Origin of the sequence: Terrirubrum flagellatum, from assembly GCF_022059845.1 — a bacterium.
GTDB classification, from domain to species: domain Bacteria; phylum Pseudomonadota; class Alphaproteobacteria; order Rhizobiales; family Beijerinckiaceae; genus Terrirubrum; species Terrirubrum flagellatum.
The window spans coordinates 1,222,385-1,244,876 of sequence record NZ_CP091851.1 but is presented as its reverse complement, the minus strand read 5'-3'; the positions used below and the strand labels follow the sequence as shown (position 1 = coordinate 1,244,876).

Annotated in this window: 20 protein-coding genes and 1 tRNA gene; 14 read left to right on the top strand and 7 right to left on the bottom strand. The window is 63.1% G+C overall.

What is annotated here, in order from left to right; all coding sequences use genetic code 11:
- Window positions 1–79: 79 nt before the first annotated feature.
- From L8F45_RS06095 to glgA, 3 genes are all read left to right on the top strand, one after another.
- Window positions 80–2,554, top strand: coding sequence for a glycogen/starch/alpha-glucan phosphorylase (locus tag L8F45_RS06095; protein WP_425330012.1), 2,475 nt, complete (start codon window positions 80–82; stop codon window positions 2,552–2,554).
- A 9-nt stretch (window positions 2,555–2,563) separates the two neighbouring features.
- Window positions 2,564–4,570 carry a glycogen debranching protein GlgX gene (gene glgX / locus L8F45_RS06090; protein WP_342361990.1) on the top strand — a complete coding sequence of 669 codons (2,007 nt, stop codon included), beginning with the start codon at window positions 2,564–2,566 and terminating at the stop codon, window positions 4,568–4,570.
- A 280-nt stretch (window positions 4,571–4,850) separates the two neighbouring features.
- Window positions 4,851–6,353: a glycogen synthase GlgA gene (gene glgA / locus L8F45_RS06085; RefSeq protein ID WP_342363376.1), complete on the top strand. Its 1,503-nt coding sequence runs from the start codon at window positions 4,851–4,853 to the stop codon at window positions 6,351–6,353.
- 37 nt (window positions 6,354–6,390) lie between these two features.
- On the opposite strand, the gene L8F45_RS06080 is transcribed toward glgA, so the two are convergent.
- Window positions 6,391–6,597: a DUF2934 domain-containing protein gene (locus L8F45_RS06080; protein WP_342361989.1), complete on the bottom strand. Its 207-nt coding sequence runs from the start codon at window positions 6,595–6,597 to the stop codon at window positions 6,391–6,393.
- 209 nt (window positions 6,598–6,806) lie between these two features.
- Between L8F45_RS06080 and glgB the strand changes: the two genes are divergently transcribed.
- Together glgB and malQ are read left to right on the top strand one after the other, a co-directional pair.
- Entirely contained in the window at window positions 6,807–9,008 is a 2,202-nt protein-coding gene (gene glgB / locus L8F45_RS06075; protein ID WP_342361988.1) for a 1,4-alpha-glucan branching protein GlgB, read from the top strand.
- The gene (gene malQ, locus L8F45_RS06070) at window positions 9,005–11,083 is read left to right on the top strand and encodes a 4-alpha-glucanotransferase (RefSeq protein WP_342361987.1); all 2,079 of its coding nucleotides are present in this window, start codon (window positions 9,005–9,007) and stop codon (window positions 11,081–11,083) included. Before glgB ends, malQ begins: the two co-directional genes overlap by 4 nt.
- Before the next feature lie 21 nt (window positions 11,084–11,104).
- Here malQ and L8F45_RS06065 read toward each other — a convergent pair whose 3' ends face one another.
- Both L8F45_RS06065 and L8F45_RS06060 read right to left on the bottom strand, forming a co-directional pair.
- A complete protein-coding gene (locus L8F45_RS06065) occupies window positions 11,105–12,223 on the bottom strand; it encodes a zinc-binding metallopeptidase family protein (protein WP_342361986.1) in 1,119 nt (372 codons plus the stop codon).
- Window positions 12,224–12,261: 38 nt separating this feature from the next.
- Window positions 12,262–13,341, bottom strand: a complete 1,080-nt coding sequence (locus tag L8F45_RS06060; protein ID WP_425329987.1) for an ROK family protein — start codon at window positions 13,339–13,341, stop codon at window positions 12,262–12,264.
- A gap of 197 nt (window positions 13,342–13,538) precedes the next feature.
- Here L8F45_RS06060 and L8F45_RS06055 point away from each other — a divergent pair, with 197 nt between their 5' ends.
- Window positions 13,539–13,841 carry a hypothetical protein gene (locus L8F45_RS06055; protein WP_342361985.1) on the top strand — a complete coding sequence of 101 codons (303 nt, stop codon included), beginning with the start codon at window positions 13,539–13,541 and terminating at the stop codon, window positions 13,839–13,841.
- A 27-nt stretch (window positions 13,842–13,868) separates the two neighbouring features.
- Here the strand turns inward: L8F45_RS06055 and L8F45_RS06050 are convergent, their stop codons facing one another.
- Entirely contained in the window at window positions 13,869–14,027 is a 159-nt protein-coding gene (locus tag L8F45_RS06050) for a DUF3309 family protein (protein ID WP_342361984.1), read from the bottom strand.
- Between the two features lie 100 nt (window positions 14,028–14,127).
- The gene (lipB, locus tag L8F45_RS06045; protein ID WP_342361983.1) at window positions 14,128–14,853 is read right to left on the bottom strand and encodes a lipoyl(octanoyl) transferase LipB; all 726 of its coding nucleotides are present in this window, start codon (window positions 14,851–14,853) and stop codon (window positions 14,128–14,130) included.
- 83 nt (window positions 14,854–14,936) lie between these two features.
- On the opposite strand from lipB, the gene L8F45_RS06040 reads away from it, so the two are divergent.
- From L8F45_RS06040 to L8F45_RS06020, 5 genes are all read left to right on the top strand, one after another.
- Entirely contained in the window at window positions 14,937–15,176 is a 240-nt protein-coding gene (locus L8F45_RS06040; protein WP_342361982.1) for a FliM/FliN family flagellar motor switch protein, read from the top strand.
- Between the two features lie 164 nt (window positions 15,177–15,340).
- Window positions 15,341–15,937: a 5,6-dimethylbenzimidazole synthase gene (bluB, locus tag L8F45_RS06035; RefSeq protein WP_342363375.1), complete on the top strand. Its 597-nt coding sequence runs from the start codon at window positions 15,341–15,343 to the stop codon at window positions 15,935–15,937.
- 99 nt (window positions 15,938–16,036) lie between these two features.
- Window positions 16,037–16,121: transfer RNA gene (locus tag L8F45_RS06030), tRNA-Leu, on the top strand.
- Between the two features lie 189 nt (window positions 16,122–16,310).
- Window positions 16,311–17,714 (top strand): magnesium transporter, encoded by a 1,404-nt coding sequence (gene mgtE, locus L8F45_RS06025; protein WP_342361981.1) that lies wholly within the window; start codon window positions 16,311–16,313, stop codon window positions 17,712–17,714.
- Between the two features lie 150 nt (window positions 17,715–17,864).
- Window positions 17,865–18,677 (top strand): glycoside hydrolase family 25 protein, encoded by an 813-nt coding sequence (locus L8F45_RS06020; RefSeq protein WP_342361980.1) that lies wholly within the window; start codon window positions 17,865–17,867, stop codon window positions 18,675–18,677.
- Between the two features lie 18 nt (window positions 18,678–18,695).
- Here the strand turns inward: L8F45_RS06020 and L8F45_RS06015 are convergent, their stop codons facing one another.
- Complete coding sequence (locus L8F45_RS06015; protein WP_342361979.1) at window positions 18,696–19,181, bottom strand: methyltransferase family protein; 486 nt, start codon at window positions 19,179–19,181, stop codon at window positions 18,696–18,698.
- Between the two features lie 90 nt (window positions 19,182–19,271).
- On the opposite strand from L8F45_RS06015, the gene L8F45_RS06010 reads away from it, so the two are divergent.
- The 3 genes from L8F45_RS06010 (at window position 19,272) to L8F45_RS06000 (ending at window position 21,727) form a co-directional block, all read left to right on the top strand.
- A complete protein-coding gene (locus L8F45_RS06010; RefSeq protein WP_342363374.1) occupies window positions 19,272–20,444 on the top strand; it encodes an isovaleryl-CoA dehydrogenase in 1,173 nt (390 codons plus the stop codon).
- Window positions 20,445–20,766: 322 nt separating this feature from the next.
- Window positions 20,767–21,081: a hypothetical protein gene (locus L8F45_RS06005; protein WP_342361978.1), complete on the top strand. Its 315-nt coding sequence runs from the start codon at window positions 20,767–20,769 to the stop codon at window positions 21,079–21,081.
- A gap of 19 nt (window positions 21,082–21,100) precedes the next feature.
- Window positions 21,101–21,727, top strand: a complete 627-nt coding sequence (locus L8F45_RS06000) for a glutathione S-transferase family protein (RefSeq protein ID WP_342361977.1) — start codon at window positions 21,101–21,103, stop codon at window positions 21,725–21,727.
- Window positions 21,728–21,730: 3 nt separating this feature from the next.
- Here the strand turns inward: L8F45_RS06000 and L8F45_RS05995 are convergent, their stop codons facing one another.
- On the bottom strand, window positions 21,731–22,426 hold the full coding sequence (locus L8F45_RS05995; RefSeq protein ID WP_342361976.1) for an outer membrane protein: 696 nt from the start codon (window positions 22,424–22,426) through the stop codon (window positions 21,731–21,733).
- Window positions 22,427–22,492: the final 66 nt, after the last annotated feature.

Genomic DNA, 22,492 nt, shown 5'->3' with positions numbered 1-22,492 from the left:
ACCGCTCTGGACATGATTCTGAAATGCAAGGACACTGCTGCGCCGAAGCAAGGACGCTGCTCACCGCGGCGCGCGGATGATGAATGACGTGCAGACACAGGCCGCGGCGGCGCGCGACGGCCTCGCGGAAACGACCGAGTTCCTGAAGAACGAGATCATCCGCAAGCTGACCTATTCGCTCGGCAAGAATCCGGCCGTCGCGCAGAGTCATGACTGGCTGACGGCGGGAATCCTTGCGGCGCGCGATCACATCGTCGACATCTGGCATCGCACGACGCGCGAGAGCTACGAGACCGGACGCAAGCGCGTCTATTACCTCTCGCTCGAATTCCTCATCGGCCGCTCCCTCGCCGACGCGCTCAACAATCTCAGCCTCGGCGAGGCGATGCGGCGCGCGCTCGGTGAACTCGGCGTCGATCTCGATGCGATCGAGGTGATCGAGCCGGACGCCGCGCTCGGCAATGGCGGCCTGGGGCGCCTCGCCGCCTGCTACATGGAGAGCATGGCGAGCACCGGCGTGCCGGCGCTGGGCTACGGCATCCGCTATGATCACGGCCTGTTCGCGCAGCGCATCGTCAACGGCCAGCAGCAGGAATATCCCGAAGACTGGCTATCCTTCCGCAATCCCTGGGAGTTCGAGCGCCGCGAAAGCGCCTATCAGATCGGCTTCGGCGGCGCCGTGCAGTCGGCGCACAACGATGCAGGCTCGGTGTGGACGCCGAGCGAAATCGTCTACGCCGTCGCCTATGACACGCCGATCATCGGCTGGCGCGGACGCGATGCGACGACGCTGAGGTTATGGCGTTCGCGCGCGGTGCATCCGATGGAGCTCGATGTTTTCAATCGCGGCGACCATCTCGGCGCGCTGGCGGCGCGCAACCGCGCTTCAGCAATCTCGAACGTGCTCTATCCCAATGACAGCACGCCCGCCGGCCAGGAATTGCGCCTGCGGCAGGAGTATTTCTTCACCTCGGCCTCGCTGCAGGACCTTGTCCGCCGCCATGTCAGGCAGTTCGGCGCGATCGATACGCTGCCGGACAAGGTCGCGATCCAGTTGAACGACACGCATCCCGCGCTCGCCGTCGCGGAAATGATGCGGCTGCTTGTCGACGAGCACAAGCTCGAATGGGAGAAGGCATGGGAGATCACGCAGGGCTGCATCTCCTACACCAATCATACGCTGCTGCCGGAAGCGCTGGAGACATGGCCGGTCGCGCTGATGGAGCGCATCCTGCCGCGTCACATGCAGATCATCTTCGTCATCAATGCGCGCTTCCTCGATGGCGTCCGAAAGTCGCCCGAAGGCGCCTCGACCGATCTGTCGCGCATTTCGATCATCGACGAGCAGCATGGCCGCCGTGTGCGCATGGCGCATCTCGCCTTCATCGGCTCGCACAAGGTCAATGGCGTCTCCGCGCTGCATTCGGCGCTGATGAAGCAGACCGTGTTTGCGCCGCTCAACGCCGTTTGCCCCGGCCGCATCACCAATGTGACGAACGGCATCACGCCGCGGCGCTGGTTGCTCAACGCCAACGCCGGCCTTACGCAATTGCTGAGCGACGTCTGCGGCGCCGACGTCGTCGACGATGTCAGCAAGCTCGACCGGCTCATGCCGCATATCGCCGACGCGGACATTCAGTCGCGCGCGCAGGCGGCGCGGCTCGCGAACAAGGCGAAGCTGGCGCGCTTCGTGAAGCAGGAGCTCGGCATCCTGATCGATCCGCAGGCGATGTTCGACGTGCAGATCAAGCGCATTCATGAATACAAGCGCCAGCTCCTGAACATCCTCGAAACGATCGCGCTTTATGATTCAATCAGGGCCGAGCCCTATCGCGACTGGGCGCCGCGCGTGAAGATATTCTCCGGCAAGGCGGCGTCGAGCTATGTCGCGGCGAAGCAGATCATCAATCTGATCAACGATGTCGCGACGATCGTGAACAATGACCGGGCGACGCGGGACCGGCTGAAAGTCGTGTTCCTGCCGAACTACAATGTCAGCGTCGCCGAGATGATCGTGCCTGCGGCCGATCTGTCGGAGCAGATCTCGACAGCCGGCATGGAGGCGTCCGGCACCGGCAACATGAAGCTCGCGCTCAATGGCGCGCTCACGATCGGCACGCTGGACGGCGCGAATATCGAGATTCAGGAGCATGTCGGCGCCGACAACATCTTCATTTTCGGCATGACGGCGTCCGAAGTGGAGCATGCGCGCCAGGCGCCGCGCGACATCAACGATCTCCAGGAGAAGGTCGCGCATCTCGCCGGCGTCCTCGACGCCGTCGCCGGCGGAGCGTTTTCGCCAAGCGATCGCGACCGCTACGCCGGTCTCGTGCAATCGCTGCGGCAGAACGACTGGTTCATGGTGCTGAATGATTTCGACGCCTATCGCACGACGCAGCGACGCATCGATACGCTCTGGTCCGACAGGAAGGAATGGTGGCGCATGTCGCTCGCCAATACCGCGAATTGCGGCTGGTTCAGCGCCGATCGCGCCATCGCGACCTACGCAAAGGACATCTGGGGAATCCCGCTTAACGCTGACGCGCAGCAATAGGCGGAGCGCGTGAAGCCGGAGATCGTCGCCAGCAGCCTTCCCTCCGAGATGGGGCTGACGCCGACGGCCGACGGCGCCGAGATCGCCGTCTTCAGCCGTAACGGCGACCGCGTTCTCATGTGTCTGTTCGACGAAGCGGGCGATCGAGAGATCGCGCGGCTCCCCCTGCCCTGCCGGACGGGCGACATCCATCACGGCTTCATCCCGGGCGCGAAGATCGGACTGCGCTACGGGCTGCGCGTTGAAGGTCCTTACAAGCCCGGCGAAGGACATCGCTTCGACGCCGGAAAACTTCTTGTCGATCCCTATGCGCGCCTGATTGATCGCCCCTATCGCTGGACGCCGGAACTCGCGGCGCCGCCTTCGGCCGAAATCGACACCGCGCCTTTTGTCCCGCGCGGCGTGCTGACCGATATCATCAAAGAGCCGTTCCTCCACAAGGAGAACGCGCCGCAATTCATCTACGAACTGCCGCTGAAATCCTTCACGCGAAAGCTCGATGTCGCGCTCAAGGGCGAGCAGGACGCCTTCGCGGCTCTCTGCGACGCGCAGGCTCGCAATCACCTTGCGAAGCTCGGCGTCTCCCATATCGAACTGCTGCCGATCGCGGCCTGGATGGACGAACGCCATCTGCCGGCGCTCGGGCTGCATAACGCCTGGGGCTACAACCCCGTCACCTTCATGGCGCTCGATCCGCGCCTCTCGCCGCTGGGATCGCAGGCGGTTGCGGAAGCCGCTCGTCGCTATCGCGAGGCCGGCGTCGGGATCATCCTCGACATCGTCTTCAATCACACCGCCGAGAGCGACGAACATGGCGCGACGATCTCGCTGCGCGGGCTCGACAACGCCGTCTATTACAGACACGCGCATGACGATCCCGGCCAGCTAGTCAACGACACCGGCTGCGGCAACACGCTGGCGCTTGATCGCGCGCCCGCGCTGCGCATGGCGATGGATGCCGTGAGACATTGGCGGCGCTGCGGCGTCGCCGGCTTCCGTTTCGATCTCGCAACGGTGATGGGGCGGATGGAGGACGGTTTTTCGGCCGAAGCGCCGCTCCTCTCCGCCATCCGGCAGGATCCCGAACTGCGCGATTGCATCCTCATCGCAGAACCCTGGGATTTAGGTTTCGGCGGCTATCGCCTCGGCGACTTCCCGCCGCCGTTCAGGGAGTGGAACGGCCGCTATCGCGACGATGTCAGGCGCTTCTGGCGGGGAGATCGCGACGCGACGGGCGCGCTGGCGACGCGGCTCGCGGGCTCCGCCGATCTGTTCCAGCGCGAACGGCGCGGGCCGCACGCGAGCATCAATTATCTCGCCGCTCATGATGGCTTCACCCTCGCCGATCTCGTCAGCCATCGCGACAAGCATAATGAGGCGAACGGCGAGTCCAATCGCGACGGTTCGTCGGAGAACTATTCCTGGAACAATGGCTGGGAAGGAACGACCGACCGCACCGACATCGTCATCGCGCGCAAGCGCGATGTGCGCGCGTTGCTCGCGACCCTGTTCGTCTCGCGCGGCGTTCCGATGATCCAGGCCGGCGACGAGGCCGGCCGCTCGCAGAACGGCAACAACAACGCCTACGCCCAGGACAATGAAGCGTTCTGGCTCGACTGGGCGGCGATGGATCAGGACCTCATCGCCTTCGTCGCCCGGCTCGCACGCTTCAGGCGCGAGCATCCTGCGATCACAGCCGATGAATTTTTCTTCGGCGGCGCTGATGGGACTGCCGATGTGCGCTGGCTGCGCGCCGACGGCGAAGCGATGCGCGACGCGGACTGGAGCGGCGCGAATGCGTTTGGAATGCTCATCCGCGAAGAGGAGCGGCGAATTCTTATCACTTTCAATCGGGGCCGCGAACCGGTTGATTTTCGGGCGCCGGACGATGATCGCTGGCGCGAAGCCTGGCGATCGACTGGTGAAATCGTGTCAGCAAAGTCCAACGGGAGCGCTGTCTTCACGCTGCCGCCGCGCTCGGTGGCAGCCTGGCGGTCCGGCGATGATCCGGCGTAAGCGGCGGCGCATCGCGACGATCCATTATCGATATTTCGTCGGGAGACTTCATTTGCCGCTTACCGGCTCACGATCTCGCGCATCTGAAACATAGCCACGGGCGATGTCATTTGTAATAGTCAAACCGGGAGGGGGACTGTCTCAAACCTGTCGAGGCGAATATGAGACGGCTCTTTTTTAGATCGCGGCATGCAAATTGCCTGAGTTTCGCAGAGCAACATGGAACTCTCGCGATAGTGAAGAGTTAAGGTGAAGCGCCTATGATTGCTGCGTGACTGCCATGATCTCCTCAGGCTCCTCCGACAGTCGCCGGCCGCAGGCGTATGAGGCGCCGCTTGAAGCAGATTCAGCCGCTGCAATCCCTTCAAAAGCGCCCACCAAGCTTCTCTTCGTGACGCCCGAAATGGGCGACTACATCAAGGCCGGCGGCCTTGGCGAAGTTTCATCCGCTCTGCCGAGAGCTTTGCGCGCCTCGTGCGATGTGAGGGTCCTGATCCCCGCGTACCGACAGGTTCGCCTTCGCCATCAGAATATCGAGGTGGTGAGGCAGATGCCGCGCACAGCGGCGCTGCCGCCCTGGTCGCTCGGGCGCTTCCACACCTCCGATGGGCTGATCATCTATGCCGTGCTTTGCGACGAGCTTTTCGATCGCCTCGGTTCGCCCTATGGCGAATTTTCCGGCCGCGACTTCCCCGACAATGATCTGCGCTTCGCCCGGCTGTCGCTGGCGGCGGCGGAGATCTGCGCCGGCGAGGCCGACCCCAACTGGCGACCGGACGTCGTCCATCTCAATGATTGGCCGTCAGCCCTGACTGCCGGCTATCTCGCCTGGAAAAACATCAGGACGCCGTCGCTGCTGACCATTCATAATCTAGCCTATCAGGGCCTGTTCGAGCCGTCCCGCCTTCAGGACCTCGCAATTCCCTCATATGCGTTCGGCATCAACGGCGCCGAATTTCACGGCAAATTGTCCTTCCTGAAGTCGGGCGTGTTCTATGCGTCGCATCTGACGACTGTCAGCGAGACCTATTCGCGCGAGATCACCACGCCCGAGCACGGATGCGGCCTTGAAGGCCTTCTGCTCACACGCATGAACGAAGGACGATTGACCGGCATCGTGAACGGCATCGATGAAAGCTGGACCGCGCCGGGCGAGGGCGAAAAGGATGGCGCCCGCATCTTCCGCGAATGGAAGAAAAAGAACGCCCGCGAGGTCCGCCTCGCCTACGGACTGTCTGCGTCATCGGGCCCGTTGTTCTCGATTATCTCGCGCCTCGTTCATCAGAAAGGCATCGATCTCTCGATCGGGTCCGCGCGCACAATCCTTGAAAATGACGGCCAGCTCGTCGCCATCGGCCGCGGCGAAGCGCGGCTTGAATCGGCGCTGCAGGATCTCGCCCGCCAGCACAAGGGGCGCGTCGCCGCTCGCATCGGCTTCGACGATCAGGAGGCGCGCGGATTGTTCGCCGGCAGCGACTTCCTGCTGATGCCGTCGCGTTTCGAACCCTGCGGGCTGAGCCAGATGTACGCCCAGCGCTTCGGCGCGCTGCCGATCGCCTATCGCACCGGCGGCCTTGTCGACACGATCGAGGACGGCAAATCAGGATTTCTGTTTTCGCAATTGAGCGGCGACGGCCTTTCAGGCGCAGTGATGCGCGCCATGGACGCTTTCAAGGCGAAGGCGCCGTTCCGCACGATGCGGCGCTACGCGATCACCAGACCGTTTCAGTGGGCCAATTCGGCGCGGCGCTACGCCAGCGTCTATGCCGCGATGGCGGGATGAGAACACGTCGCGGACGCCGGAACGCGCCGCATCGCGGCTAGATGGCCTGCTTTCTCACGGCCTTCTTCCGGGCGGCGGGCTTTGCGATGGGCGCCGCCTCCTCGCCCTGTTGCCTGGATGCATCCATGCTCATCGCAACCTGCTGCTCGGCCTTCGCCCAATGATCCCGGTCGCGCCCGGACGGACGCCCTTCCGCCTCCCAGATTGCATAGGCGGTGTCTCTGATGATTTGCTCTCTGCTCATCGTCGCCACGCTCCGCGGATTCAAAATGTCGATGACGCTGCCAGGAACGCCGGCTCAGCCGCATGCCGCCTGTTCGCGCCCATCGTCGCAATCCATCGGCGCCCATGCGGGGGAACAATGGACGCGCGCATCGCATTGGCGCGGGTTACGCCGGCTGGCTCGACAAAACGCAACCAGAAACAGCGATTGAAGGAAGGATAGCATTCATTGTGATTCAGGCCAGCGATTTCGCGCCTCCGCCTCTGTCCGGCGAAGATCTGGCCGCCTTGAACGAGGCGCGGCACGGCGACCCCTTTTCTTTTCTCGGGCCTCACCGGATCGCCGACCGCGCCTTCGTCGTGCGCGCTTATCTTCCCGGCGCCAACGCCGTGGATCTCCAGCTTGGCGACGACGAACTCGCGCCAATGTCGCACCGCGCCGACGGATTATTTGAAGGCGTGCTGGTCGACCGGACCGACTACAAATTGCGAATTTCCTGGCCAGGCGCGATCCAGCGCACCGCCGATCCCTATTCCTTCCCCGAGATTTTGACTGACGTCGATCTCCATCTCTTCAATGAAGGCCGCCATTTCGATCTCGCCGAGCGCTTTGGCGCCAATCCGGCGTCGATCCGCGGCGTCGACGGCGTCAGCTTCGCGGTCTGGGCGCCAAACGCGAAAAGCGTCTCTGTCATCGCCGATTTCAACGGCTGGGATGCGCGCCGTCATCCCATGCGCTTGCTGCACGGGGCCGGCGTATGGGAGCTCTTTATCCCCGGCGTCGCGCCGGGCGCGGTCTACAAATATGCAATCGTCGCCGCTGATGGTCGCCGGTTGCCCTGGAAAGCGGACCCGCTGGCGCGCCGCACGGAAACCCCGCCGCGAACCGCGTCAGTCGTGACGCCCAAACTGGAATTCGCCTGGACCGATGGCGAATGGATGGCGGCGCGCCAATCCGGCGCGCTGCAGGCGAAGCCGCTTTCGATCTACGAAGTCCATGTCGGCGCGTGGCTGCGCACCAATCACGACCACATTCCGTCATGGGACGAGGCATGCGAAAGGCTCGTTCCCTATCTCACGCATATGGGATTCACCCATGTCGAACTGATGCCCGTGATGGAGCATCCGTTCGGCGGCTCCTGGGGCTATCAGCCTCTTTCACTCTTTGCGCCGACATCTCGTCTCGGCCCGCCCGAAGCTTTCGTGCGGTTTGTCGACGCCTGCCACAAGGCGGGAATCGGCGTGCTGCTCGACTGGGTGCCCGCGCATTTTCCGTCCGACGATCACGGGCTCGCGCAATTCGACGGCACGGCGCTCTATGAACATCAGGACCCGCGCGAAGGTTTCCATCACGACTGGAACACGCTGATCTACAATATCGGCCGGCGCGAGGTGCGCGGCTTTCTGCTGGCCAGCGCGCTCTGGTGGCTCGAGAAATTCCATCTCGATGGCCTGCGCGTCGACGCGGTCGCCTCGATGCTCTATCGCGATTACAGCCGGCCGCATGATCAATGGATTCCGAATATGTATGGCGGCCGCGAGAATCTCGAAGCGATCAGTTTCTTCCGGGAGCTGAACGACGTGATCGCCGCGCGCTGTCCCGGCGCGATCACAATCGCTGAAGAGTCGACAGCATGGCCCGGAGTGACGCGCCCGACGGAGCATGGCGGCCTTGGGTTCGACTTCAAATGGAATATGGGATGGATGCATGACACGCTGCGCTTCTTCGCGCGCGATCCTGTTCATCGCAGCTATCATCTCGACGATGTGACGTTCGGCCTGATCTACGCTTTTTCCGAACAGTTCATTCTACCGCTCTCCCATGACGAGGTCGTGCATGGAAAAGGCTCGCTTTTGAGCCGCATGCCGGGCGACGACTGGCGGCGCTTCGCCAACCTCCGCCTGTGCCTCGCATTGATGTGGGGGCATCCCGGCAAGAAGCTGCTGTTCATGGGCGGCGAATTCGGACAGCAGGACGAATGGAATGTCGACGCGGCGTTTCCCTGGCCGCATCCCGACGATCGCTATCGACAGGGCTGCTCGACCCTTGTGCGCGATCTCAACGGCCTCTATCGCAGCCAGCCGGCCTTGCACGTTCTTGATCGCTCGCCGCAAGGCTTCGCCTGGATCATCGCGGATGATGCGCGGAACACTGTCTTCGCCTTTCGTCGCTCAAGCGGCGACGCTGCGCGCGACATCATCGTCATCGCCAACATGACGACGGAGCCTCGCCACGACTATCGCGTCGGCGTCCCCCGAGTCGGGCGCTGGCGCGAGATATTGAACACGGATTCCGATCGCTATGGCGGCTCGAACGTCGGAAATCTCGGTGAAATCTCAACCGAATCGATTCCAAGTCATGGCGAACAACAATCGCTGTCGCTGACCTTGCCGCCGCTCGGCGCCTTGATGTTCGTCAGGCGGGACGCATGAGCGACGATATTCTCGCCGCACTCGCGAGCAAGGCCGGACTCTCGCTGACATGGCGCGATCAAAAGGGCGCCGAGGAGCGCGTCCCCCCCGATACGCTTCGCGCGGTTTTGACAGCGCTCGCCTTGCCCTGTGCAAATGACAACGACGTCAGAGAGAGCCTCGCATCGCTTGAGATTGGCGCAAAAGATTTGGGCGCGACGCGATTCCTGACCACGCGCGTGGGAGAACCAGTGCGATTGCCGCTTGCGCGTGGAAGCGAGCATTCAGTCGAGATTGAACTCGAAAGCGGCGCTACATTCTCTACGTCGATAACTCTGGGGAATGACGGCGCGCCAATGCTGCCGCCCTTTTCCGAACCAGGCTATCATCGTGTGCGGGCCGACGGAACCGAATTCACGATCGCCGTCGCGCCCGCGCGTTGCATCACCATCGCCGATCGGACAGGCGCTCCCGCCTGGGCGCTCGCCGCGCAGATCTACAGCCTGAAACGCAAAGGCGACGCAGGCATCGGCGATTTCGGCGCGGTCGCATCGTTCGGCCGTCGCGCGGCTGAAAGCGGCGCCGACGCGCTCGCGATCAGTCCCGTGCATGCGTTGTTCGCCGCATTCCCCGAGAGTTACAGTCCCTACTCGCCATCAAGCCGTCTCTTCTACAATCCGCTCTACGCCGATCTGTCGCATGCGATGCCGCGGAAATGGATCGCGCAGGCGATCGAAGACGAGGGCTGCGCCGCTGAAATGGAGCGTCTGGAGTCGCTGCCGCTCATCGATTGGCGCGCGTCGACAAGCATCAAATATGCGCTGATGCACAGACTTCATGCGCGCATGCTGCGAAGCGATACGAGCGACGCGGCCATCGCCGATTTCGCGGCCTTCCGCTCGCAGGCTTCCAGCCTGCTGCGCCTGCACGCGACCTACGAAGCAATTCAGGCTTACGAACTCAATCGCAACGCCAATGCGCGCGATTGGCGCAATTGGCTCGGCGATCTTCGCGATCCCGATGGCGGCGGCGTTCGCGCCTTCGCCTCCGAACATGCCGATGAGATCAGCTTTCACATGTTCCTGCAGTGGCTCAGCGGCAAATCCTGTTCGGCGGCGCAGAGCGCCTGCCGCGACGCCGGCATGCGCATCGGCCTCATCGCCGATCTTGCGATCGGCATGGATGGCGGCGGCAGCCACGCCTGGAGCCGCCAGAGCGATATTCTGCAGGGCCTGACGATCGGCGCGCCGCCTGACTATTACAGCGCGACGGGACAGGATTGGGCGCTGACCACCTTCTCGCCGCGCGCGCTGGAGACCGAGTCCTACGCGCCCTTTATCGATACGCTGCGCGCATCCATGCGCCATGCCGGCGGGCTGCGCATCGATCATGTCATGGGAATGAATCGTCTCTGGCTCATTCCCACGGGCGCAAAACCGACAGAAGGCTGCTACGTTTCATTTCCGTCCGAGAACCTGTTCCGGCTGATGGCGCTCGAATCCTGGCGTCACAAGGCTGTCGTGATCGGCGAAGATCTCGGCACATTGCCCTGGGGATTTCGCGAGCAGCTTCTCAGCCATGGCGTCGCGGGCTTGCGCGTGCTCCGCTTCGAAAGAGATCAGCATGGTTTCCGCGGCGTCGGATCATGGGACGCGAGCGCGGTCGCGCTCACCATGACCCATGATCTCATTTCAACATCGGGCTGGTGGAAAGGCGCCGATCTCGACCCGGCGCCAGAAGGAATTCTGCAGGACGACAATCCGCACTCCATCCGCGCTTGGGATCGCGGCCTGCTTTGGGCCGCGTTTCAGAATGAAGGCCTCGTCGAGGGAGAACGGCCGGCCCCGGAAAACGCCGCGCCTGTTGTGGACGCCGCCGTCCGCTTCATCGCGCGCACAGCGTGCGAGTTGAAGGTTCTGACCGCCGAAGACGCGCTCGGCGTCGATGATCAACCGAATGTGCCGGGAACGATCACGGAGAAGCCGAACTGGCGCCATCGCTTGCAGGGAGACGCCGCCGATCTGCTCAATCGCGAAGACGCGGTCCGCCGCATGAATTATCTCGCGGAAGCGAATCCTCGCGTAGAAGGCGCATGATCCTTCGGAAAAAGAGAGCGCCTATGTTGCAGGCGCTGTCGTGGAGCCGCCCACGCGCGGCAAAACCGACTGCCGATCGCGCGTCGTCGCTATCAGCGCGTGAATGAATTTCAGCTTCTCGATCGCTGCGGGACTGAGGATGAAGGGATAGACGTCGCTGAGGCCGATCGACCTGTTGATGCTGTTGAGCGCAATCGTGAAAGGCAGCCAGGCCTCGACAAGTTGATCTCCGTCGCTTGCTCGGTATGGATCGAAATCGAGCCGCGCGCTCAGCTCTTCGGCCAGCGCGCCGCGCGGCGCGATCTGGATGCCGAAGGAGGCGCCGGTTTCGAGCCCGTCGACCAGATGGAAGTAATGCGCCCATGTCTCGGCGAAATCCTCCCAGGGATGGACGCTCGCATAGGCGGAGACGAATTGATCGGGCCAATTCGCGGGCGCTCCAGCCTGATAGTAGCTCGCGAGAGCGGCCTGATAATCCGCGCGTTCGTCGCCGAACAGCGCGCGGCATTCCTCGATCGGCCCGCCATCGCTCACCAGAATATCCCAGTAGTAGTGCGCGATCTCGTGGCGGAAATGTCCGAGCAAGGTGCGATAGGGTTCGCGCATCTGCACGCGCCGCCGCTCGCGCTCGACATCGCTGGCTTCGGCGAGCGCAATGGTGATGCGCCCGCTTTCATGTCCCGTCATCACCTTGGGCGCGCCGGAATAGATATCGTCGGCGAGAAATTCAAAGATCAGGCCATGCTCCGGATCTTCCTGCCGCGTGCGAAGTGGAAGCCCCCAGCGCAGCAGCGAATAGAACAGGCGGCGCTTCGCCATCTCGATCAGCCGCCACTCCTGAAGGCGTTGATGATCGCTGACATCGGGGATGACGCCATTATGTCGACACGCGGCGCAGAAACCGATCGGATCATCCGCCGGACAGAGCCAGTTGCACGCTTCATATTCGGCGTTCGCGCAAAAGCGAAAGACCCGACCGAGCGCGCGCGGCGAGACGAAGCTCTGATCGTCATCGGCAGGCTCAAGCGCCGTCAGAACGCCCAGCGCCGGAATGAAGCCCAAACGCCGGCCACAGCGTTGGCAGGCGCGATTGTCGAAATGAATCGCGTTGCCGCATGCGTGGCACTGAAAAAGCCTCATGCGCTTTGTCTCGGAGGGCCCGATAGGCCGGCCGACCACTATGCGTCAGCGTCGCGGTTTCGGAAACTGGCGTTTCCAAGCCCGGTGCCGATCGTCAGGACGGCCCATTTCGGAACGTCCTGCATAAAGGGGAGCTCGCTGAGGCCCTGAACGACGGCGTCATTGTGAAGCGTGACGATGGTTTCATGCTCGTCGATCGACGGAATCAATTCGGCGACGCGCTCGACGATGCTGAAATCAGGACTAGCCCAATCGCCCGGCAGATTAAGCGTGCCGCCTTCCAGTGCGCCATTCTCGAGCACGGTCCCCGGACATCCGATGCCGATGAAAGGCGCGATCGTCTTGCCCTTCTTCTCGCCCTCGGAAATCAGCTCGCGCAGCATGTCGCCCAGCTTCTCGACCGCCTGCTCCCGATCGGGCTCTTCGTTGGCGTGGCGCCAGAGGTCGGACTTCCAGACGCGCGCCTTGGTCAGATCGGCCGCCTTTTCTTGATTGAGTTCCACCAGTCCGCAACGAAAATTCGATCCGCCGATATCGACCGCAACGATGCAGTCATAGGCGCGAAAGATCCAGGACGGCGCGAGATGCGCGCAGCCAAGGAGACCCGCTTCATCAGGGTGATGACGGATCGGCGCCATCTCGACATCGTCATATTCGCCGCGCACAAGAATTTCAGCGCGCCCGATCACGAGTTCGCCGACGCGGCTCTGCCTGAATCCGCCGCCGACCGCGATTCGCTTCACGCCCTGCCACGCGCGTGTCTTCATCAGGAGCGAAGTGACGCTCGATAAATTCTGCGCGAATTTCTCGACGGCGCTGTGAATCAGAGCGGCTTCCCGCGGCTCGCCTTCCTGCAGCAACTGATCGATCGTCTTCTTCGAGAGCCGTTCAGTCGGCGTCGCGATCGGATCCTCAATATCGGCCCATTGGTTGCGCAACTCATCGATGAGGTCGCGAAATACGCCGCTGCTTGCCTTCTCGCCGAAGAATCCCTCGCCATCCCTGATATCCGCGCTGTAGTCCTCGACATAGACTTTGGGCAGTTGCCGTGCGCCATGGGCGATCGGCGCGCCGCCGCTGCGCGATCCGTTTGCGGTCTCGGCCTTGGGCGCGCTCATGAGCGAGACGCCGCAGCCTGATCGGCGCTCAAAATGACTTTCCGGCGCATGGGCGTCCCGGCGGTTTCAACATATCGGCAAATTCCGCGGCGCGGGCCGTTGTTCCCGATCGCGCGTTCGCCGAATAGTGATCGGGAGGCGACGACGGCGTCTCGCCGATCCCTCTCCTCGGGTGTAGAATTTCCGGCGTGAGGGAGATGATGATGCTGCGCAGCGCTTTCACAATCGCCGTCATCTGCGGCTCGACGCTTGGCGCCGCGGCGCAAAGGCTCGACACGACGCAGATGAACTGCGGCCAGGCGCGCAAGGTCGTCGCGACGCAAGGCGCGGCGGTGCTGGGCTCGGGTCCCGGCATCTATGATCGATATGTGAACAGCGACCAGTTCTGCATGCTGGGAGAAGTCGCGCGGCAGGCGTTCGCGCCGACGCGCGACAACGCCTGGTGCCCCGTCGGTTATCGCTGCGAGACACGCGATAATACGCGCTTCTTCGATGATTGAGCGCGCCCTTTCATAACGCGTTAGCGTCTATATTCGTCCCATCAGTAAGAGGACGATGAGGATCAAAAGGATAACGCCTGCGCCGCCGCTCGGCCCGTATCCCCAGCCGCTGCTGTAACCCCAGTTCGGCAGCGCGCCGATGAGAATCAGGATGAGCAGGATGATGAGGATCGTGCTGACGGGCATGACGCGCCTCGTTTTTTGTTGTCAGGATCGCAATGCGCGGATCGCGTGTGGAGTTCCCCGGCATTCGACGCGCCGTTCAAACCTCACTGCGCGATAAACCTCAGGAAGCCCCCGCATCGTCTCCAAAGATCTCGGCGAATGCTGACTTCAGCGCGACGTCGACATCGCTCAGGGTCGCGGGCAAGCCGAGGTCCGTGAGGCTGGTCACCCCATATCTGGGATCGCTGACGCCGCAGGGCACGATCTTGTCGAAATGAGAAAGGTCGGGGTCGACGTTCAGCGACACGCCGTGAAACGTCACCCAGCGCCGCACGCGCACGCCGATCGCGGCGATCTTGTCTTCGTGATCAGCGCCCCTGTCAGGCCGGCGCACCCAGACGCCCACCCTGTCCTCTCGCCGCTCGCCCCTGACATTGAAACGATCGAGGGTGGCGATCAGCCAGCCCTCGAGCGCCGCGACATAGGCCCTCAGATCGGCCCGCCGGCGACGCAGATCGAGCACGACGTACGCCACGCGCTGCCCCGGGCCGTGATAGGTATATTGTCCTCCCCTTCCCGTCGCATAGACCGGAAATCCGTCAGCGCCGAGAAGGTCGCCCGGCTGGGCCGAGGTGCCCGCGGTATAAAGCGGGGGGTGTTCGAGCAGCCAGACGCATTCCGGCGCCTCGCCGGCCGCGATCGCCGCGACGCGCTCGTCCATACGGGCGAGCGCCTCCTCGTAGGTCACTGGCGCGTCCGAAGTCAGCCATTCGACCTCCGAAGGCTCGCGAGACCTGAAGCTGATATCGATCGCATCGCGATTCCGTATGGCCGTCCCTGCGCTCATTTTACGACCCGTTAACCATCCCCATGGCTCAGTTAAGCGTCGAAAGCGTCGCGCGCCATGCGACGCCAGGGAGCGAAACACGCGTGAGCACCATCGAAGCGATCGATCTCGACATTTCCGTCGTCCTCGGCCGGGTCCAGATGCCGATCCATATGCTGCTCAAGATGGGCCGTGGCGCGGTCATCACGCTGGATGCGACGGAGAAGGACGAGGTCGAAATCCTCGCCAACGACCATCCTGTCGCGCGCGGCATCGTGGTGGTCAATGGCGCCGACATCTCGGTCGAGGTGTCCTCTCTGGTCAAACGCCCCGCCACGGTCTAGCAGCATTCCGGCGACCGCCCGGCTCATCAGATCGTTTCGCGCAATAGCGAAGCGTTCCTTTCGCGGAGCGCCGTCGCCGCGTTCGCGCGAGAGCGGCGACGTCACGGCGGGGAAGCATTCAAGTGCCAGAGCAGCAATTCGCGCCGGAATTCCGCGCCGAACTGATGCGCCTCCTGACCTGGCGCCGCGACGTCAGGACGTTCCGCCGCGAACCTCTTCCGGAAGGGACTCTCGAACGCCTTGTGGAGGCCGCCTGCCTCGCGCCCTCCGTGGGTCTGAGCCAGCCCTGGCGCTTCGTGCGGGTCGACACGCCGTCGCGCCGGGCAGCGATCCGGCGCTCTTTCGAACGCTGCAATGCGGAGGCGTTGAAGAGCCAGACCGGGGAGAGAGCCGCGCTCTACGCCAGGCTGAAACTCGCGGGCCTCGATGATGCGCCCTGCCAGTTCGCCCTGTTCGCCGATCACGCCACGGAACAGGGCCATGGGCTCGGGCGGCTGACCATGCCCGCGACCATCGACTATTCCGCCGTGATGGCGGCGCACACTTTGTGGCTCGCAGCGCGCGCCGAGGGAATCGGCCTCGGCTGGGTGTCGATTCTCGATCCGGCGGACGTCGCAGCGGCGCTCGATACGCCTGTGCATTGGAGCTTCATCGGATATTTCTGCCTCGGCTATCCGGCCGAACATGATGACGTTCCAACCCTCGAACGAAAGGGCTGGGAGACGCGCCGCAGCTCCGCCTCCGTTCTTTTCCGCCGCTGAAATTCCGTTGTTTCCATGAGCCTGTCGGCCGCTTGTCATGGCCGGACCCCTCTGTTACACGGCGCGCGCTTCGGTCGCCTGCTGATGGCCCGAAGCTCTGCGGCCGTGGCGGAATTGGTAGACGCGCTAGCTTGAGGTGCTAGTTGGGCAACCAGTGGAGGTTCGAGTCCTCTCGGCCGCACCATCGAGATCGGGCGTTGAGCCCCGCGTGACGGCGATCCCAGGGGGTCGCCGTTCGTGTTTTCGGCCAATCGAAACAGATTTCCGGAATGGCGCCCGCGCTGCGACATTTGGACGTTCGACGCGCGTCAGACAAATGATTGTCACCTCCGCGGCCTCTCCGTAAGGACGGGTTGTTCGAGCGAGCGGTGAGATGCAGGACGAGGCCAGTCAGACCCTGTTGGCGCCCCTGCCCTTCCGCAATGCGGACGACGAGGTTTCTCCCGAATTCGTCGAAGCGGTTTCCGCCGCGATCGAGGCCGCCGACGGCGCGCGCCTGCGCGTCCTTACCGAGGACCTGCACGAATCAGATCTCGGCGCGCTTGTCGAAGCGTTGCCGCATGATCATCGCCCGCGCCTCGTCGAACTTCTCGGCCGCGACTTCGACTTCGCCGCGCTGACGGAAGTCGATGACGCCGTTCGCGAGGACATTCTCGAGGAGCTCGAGACAGAAACCGTCGCCGAAGGCGTCAAGGAGCTCGATTCCGACGACGCCGTCGCGATTCTCGAAGATCTCGACGAGCAGGATAAAGCCGAAGTCCTCGAGCAGCTGCCGCCGGGCGATCGCATCGTCCTGCAACGCCAGCTCGATTATCCCGAAGGCTCCGCCGGCCGTCTCATGCAGACGGATGTGATCGCCGTCGCGCCCTTCTGGACGGTCGGACAAACAATCGACTTCATGCGCGATACGCCTGATCTGCCCGACATTTTCTACGAGATCTTCGTCGTCGATCCCACGCACAAACTCGTCGGCGCCGTGTTTCTCGACCGGCTGCTGCGTACGAAGCGGCCGGTGCGCATGGATGAAATCCTCGCCGATGAAGTCCACAAGGTGCGCGCGACCGATGATCGCGAAGAGGTCGCGCGCCTCTTCAAGCAATACAATCTCGTGTCTGCGCCCGTCATCGACGACTATGAGAGACTCGTCGGCGTCGTCATGCATGACGACATCCTCGATGTCGTCGAGGAGCAGGTCGACCAGGACCTCCGCGCGCTCGGCGGCGTGAAGGCGGAAGAAGAACTGTCCGATAAGGTGCTCTTCATCACGAAGAGCCGCTTCGCCTGGCTGTTCGTCAATCTCATGACCGCCTTCCTCGCATCGCTCGTGCTGAAAGGCTTCGAGGACGAATTGCAGAAGATGGTAGCGCTGGCGGTGCTGGCGCCCATCGTCGCGAGCCAAGGCGGCAATGCGGCGACGCAGACCATGACGGTGGCGGTGCGCGCGCTCGCGACGCGCGAGCTCTCTTCCTCCAATCGCATGCGAGTGATCAGCCGCGAATTGCTGGTCGGCCTGCTGAACGGCCTCGCCTTCGCGGTGATCACCGGCAGCATCGCGGCGCTCTGGTTCGGGACGTTCGACCTCGGCGTGGTGATCGGCATCGCCATGATCATCAATCTGCTGGCGGCCGCGCTCGCAGGCATTCTCATCCCGCTGGCCATCGACCGGTTCGACGCCGACCCCGCGGTCGCCTCAGGGCCGTTTGTCACCACCGTCACGGATATTGTGGGTTTCTTTTCCTTTTTGGGGACCGCAACGCTTTGGTTCGGGCTGAAATAGGGAGCTTGCAAGAGCGCCGGCCGACTTAAGGGAAATCCCCGGCTTGACGCGGGCGGCTTATTCAAGATTCTCTAACCACGCGTTTTCACGACTCCCTAACGGTTTCCCCAGCATTTGAACGATCTTTGAAGCTTCGAGAGTTGGACCCGAATGGCCCACGCTTTCCGTCGCGCGCTGTCTCTGACCGCGATCGCAGCCGCCGCCGCCATCCTCGCGGGATGCGCGGCCGACTACTCCTCCCGGTATCCGCGCAAGGGCGATACGAAGCCTCATGCCGGCGTCGCGATGGCGCATTCCTTCCCGATCCACGGCATCGACATCTCGAAATATCAGGGCGACGTCGACTGGGCGGCGGTGCGTGACGCGGGCACCCAGTTCGCCTTCATCAAGGCGACCGAAGGCGGCGACCATCTCGACGAAAGATTCCACACCAACTGGGCCGGCGCGAAAGCGGCGGGCGTGCCGCGCGGCTTCTATCACTTCATGTATTGGTGCCGGCCGGCGCATGAGCAGATGGACTGGATCAAGCAGAACATCCCGGTCGAGAAGGACGCGCTGCCGCCGGTGCTCGATCTCGAATGGAACTCGTTCTCGCGCACCTGCCCGATCAGACTCGAAGCGTCCGTCGCGCGCGAGAAGATCGACTATCTCCTCGCCGAGATGGAGCGTCACTTCGGCAAGAAGCCGATGATCTACACCGACATCACCTTCCATCGCGATGTGCTGGAAGGCCATTACGAAGGCTATCGCTTCTGGCTGCGCTCGGTCGCGGCGCCGCCTGCGGATCGGTTCAACCGCAGCAACTTCCATTTCTGGCAATACACCGCGACGGGAACGGTGCCCGGCATCCGCGGCTCGGTTGACCGGAACGTTTTTTACGGCACCCAGAAACAGTGGGCGGCCTTCCTCGGCGACGCCAAGGAACAGAATCAGGAATCGATCGCGACCGCCTACGCGGAATAGCGGCGTGGCGCGCTGGCGCTACAGCCAGCGCCTGACACGGCTGCAATAAGCCGTGTAGGCGTAACCGAATTTTTCCGTGAGATAGCGCTCCTCACGCTCGATCGCGAGCTTGTAGACGGCGATCATCGCGACGATTGCGAGCAGAAAGAACCAGCCTGAAAGAAAGGCGCAGCCAAGTCCGGCCATCATGATCGCGCCGGCGAGATACATCGGGTTGCGCGTGAAACGATAGAGACCGTCGGTCACCAGAGCGGCGGTCGGCTGCGTCGGCCTGACCGGCGTGCCCGCTTCCGCAAAACCGCGTTTCGCCATCGTCACGAGCCACGCGCCGCCAACAAAAATCACGCCGCCGACAATCCGGATCGCCCAGTCGATGGCGGGCGACATGCTTGCGGGAAACGGCAGCGGCCAGATCCAGGTCAACGCCAGCCCCGCGACCGCCGCGAGCGCATAGATCAGCGGTGGCCAGACGAAGTTCGACGACGCCTGTCTGCCTTCCGACATGGGCGGCCTCCAGCCTTGCGTCGCGTGACATGCCCCGGTCGCCACATTAAGAATCCGCGCTGATCCGGCGCAAGTTACAAAGGCGTAATGATGCTCTCCAACGCCCCTCGCCCCTTCAATTTCGACCTCGGCGACACCGCCGACGCCATCCGCGAGACGGTTCGCGATTTCGCGCAGGACAAGATCGCGCCGCGCGCAGACGAGATCGACAAGAGCAATCTGTTTCCGCGCGATCTCTGGCCTGAGATGGGCGCGCTCGGCCTGCATGGCATCACCGTTCCCGAGGAATATGGCGGCGCAGGGCTCGGCTATCTCGAACATGTCGTCGCGATGGAAGAAGTGTCGCGCGCGTCCGCCAGCGTCGGCCTCTCCTATGGCGCGCACTCGAATCTCTGCGTCAATCAGATCAACCGCAATGGCGACGAAGCGCAGAAGAAGAAATATCTGCCGAAGCTGATCAGCGGCGAGCATGTCGGCTCGCTCGCGATGTCAGAGCCCGGATCAGGGTCGGACGTCGTCTCGATGCGCACGCGCGCCGACAAGAAAGGCGATCGATACATCCTCAACGGCAGCAAGATGTGGATCACCAACGGGCCGCAATCCGAGACCTTCGTCATCTACGCGAAGACCGATCCCAACGCCGGGCCGCGCGGCATCACCGCTTTCATCGTCGAGAAGGAGACGAAAGGCTTCACGCAGGCGCAGAAACTCGACAAGCTCGGCATGCGCGGCTCCGACACCTGCGAACTCGTTTTCGAGGATTGCGAGGTGCCCGAGCAGAATGTGCTCGGCGGCGTCGGGCGCGGCGTGAACGTGCTGATGTCGGGCCTTGATTACGAGCGCGCGGTGCTCGCAGGCGGGCCGCTCGGCATCATGCAGAACGCCTTCGACATCGTGATGCCCTACGTCCACGAGCGAAAGCAGTTCGGAAAATCGATTGGCGAATTCCAGCTCGTGCAGGGCAAGGTCGCCGACATGTATGTGACGATGAACGCCTGCAAGGCTTACGTCTATTCCGTCGCCAAGGCCTGCGACCGCGGCGAGACGACGCGCGAGGACGCCGCGGGCGCCATCCTCATCGCTGCTGAAAAGGCGACATTGTTGGCGCTCGACGCCATCCAGCTTCTCGGCGGCAACGGCTATATCAACGACTATCCCACGGGCCGACTGCTGCGCGACGCCAAGCTTTATGAGATCGGCGCCGGCACCAGCGAAATCAGGCGCATGCTGATCGGGCGTGAGCTGTTCGAGAAGACCGCGTGACGTTAGGGTCAAAACTCATAATTGGAGGGCTCAGCGCGCGAGCCGAAAAGCGTTCAGGGCGGGTTTCGCGGCCGAAGGCCGTGGTTCTCCCACAGGCGAGGACGCGAAGCCCGATCATGGGCGCTTTTCGCCGCGCCCATCCATCCCGGCTGTTGCCGGGATGGACATTCAAATGCGCCCACATCGCATCAATGCGATGTGGGTGGGTTCGCTGAAGGGCCGCCGATGGCGGCGGAGCCGTCGCTCGATGGTGGACAACACCATCTTCGCGCCGTCTCCTTGCCCTCGACGGCCCTTGAGCGAACGCTGAGCGCCTCGAATTATGAGTTTTGACCCTATCAAACGCCTGCTGCTGATCCTGTTCCGGATCCTCAGTTATGGCGCGCTCGCGGTCATTCTCGTTGCGGCGGCCTTGCTGGCGCTGATCGGCGCCGGCAATGTCTGTCCGGAATTCAATGAAGGACGCGTCGCCTGCATTTCCCCGTTCTGGCAAAGCGCCGCCGAATTTTCGATGGGCGTCGCGATCGCCGCGGCTTTCACCGGAATTCCGCTGATCCTCGGTCTCGCCGGCGCGGTGTTCGCGGTGCGCGATTTGAGAAGCTGGATTCGCAAGGGGCGCGAAATCCGCTCAAAATGAAATCGGGTGGAGACGATCGATGCTGAAAATCTGGGGCCGCCTCAATTCGATCAATGTGCAGAAGGTCGTCTGGGCGGCGGCCGAACTCGGACTCCCGTTCGAGCGCATCGACGCCGGCATGCAATTTGGCGTCGTCGACACGCCGGAATATCTCGCGAAGAATCCGAACGGCCTCGTGCCCTGCGTCGAAGATGACGGGCTGGTTCTCTGGGAGTCGAACGCGATCATTCGCTATCTCGCGGCGAAACATGCAGACCGGAAACCGTCGCTCTGGCCCGCCGATCCCGCACGCCGCGCTCTCGCCGATCGCTGGATGGATTGGCAGCACACGACGCTTTCTCCCGCAATCAACGCCGCCTTCGTCGGCCTGGTCCGCACGCCGCCTGAAAAGCGCGACCAGGCTGCGATCGATGCGTCCATCGCGCTCTATGAGCAGAAGAGCGCGATCCTCGACGCTCACCTCGCTTCACATGAATGGGTCGGCGGCGACGCCTTCTCGATGGGCGATATTCCCGTCGGCGCCGTCGCCCATCGCTGGCTCAACATGCCGGTGACGCCGCAACCGCGTCCGCATATCGAGCGTTGGTACAAGGCGATCCGAAACCGCCCTGCGGCTGGTCAAGCCTTGATCCTGCCCGTGACCTGAAAGCTAGAATTTCAGGCTCGCGCCAATCCGCACCGAATTGATCGAGAGATCGAGCTTGGAGGCGTCCGCGCCTGTGAACGAGAAGGTATTGTCGGCGAAGCTGACATGCCGATATTCGACGCGCGCGGTGATGTTGTTGGTCAGCGCATATTCGACGCCCGCGCCCAGCGCCAATCCGACGAAATAATTCGACACTTCGTTGGTGAAGAGGTTCGTCGCCGACGCCTTGAATGTCGCGCGCGTCGCGGCGATGCCGCCCGTGCCATAGACGAGAAACCGGTCGAACGAGAAGCCGGCGCGCGCCCGGAGCGTGCCGATCCAGGGCGCGTCGGCGGAGCCGGCGAAATTCACCCCGGCCAAAGTCGCGGAGAAGGCGCGCGAGCCGTCAAGCCGCTCGATGTCGGCCTCCCCGCCGAACACGAACATCCCGATTTGTCCGTTCACGCCGGCATGCGCGCCAAAGTTAAAGTCGGTGCTGCTGCGATCGCCGGAGGTCGAGAAAAGCGGATGAGAAACGCCATAACCGAAGCTGGTCGAAGCGACGCCCACCTGGAGGCCGAAGTAGGGTCCCGACCAGGTCGGCAAACCGCCCCTCATCGGCTGGGCGCTTTGCGCAAGAGCCATCGCTGGCGCGAAGGCGACGCAGATTGCGGCAAGGCGGGCGAACAGGCGCATGGCGGCGTTCCGGAATCGAACCACTCCATTCTCGCCGCCATGCCCAATGGCGGGTTAGCGGACATGGTGAAGAAAATATTTTGCGTGGCG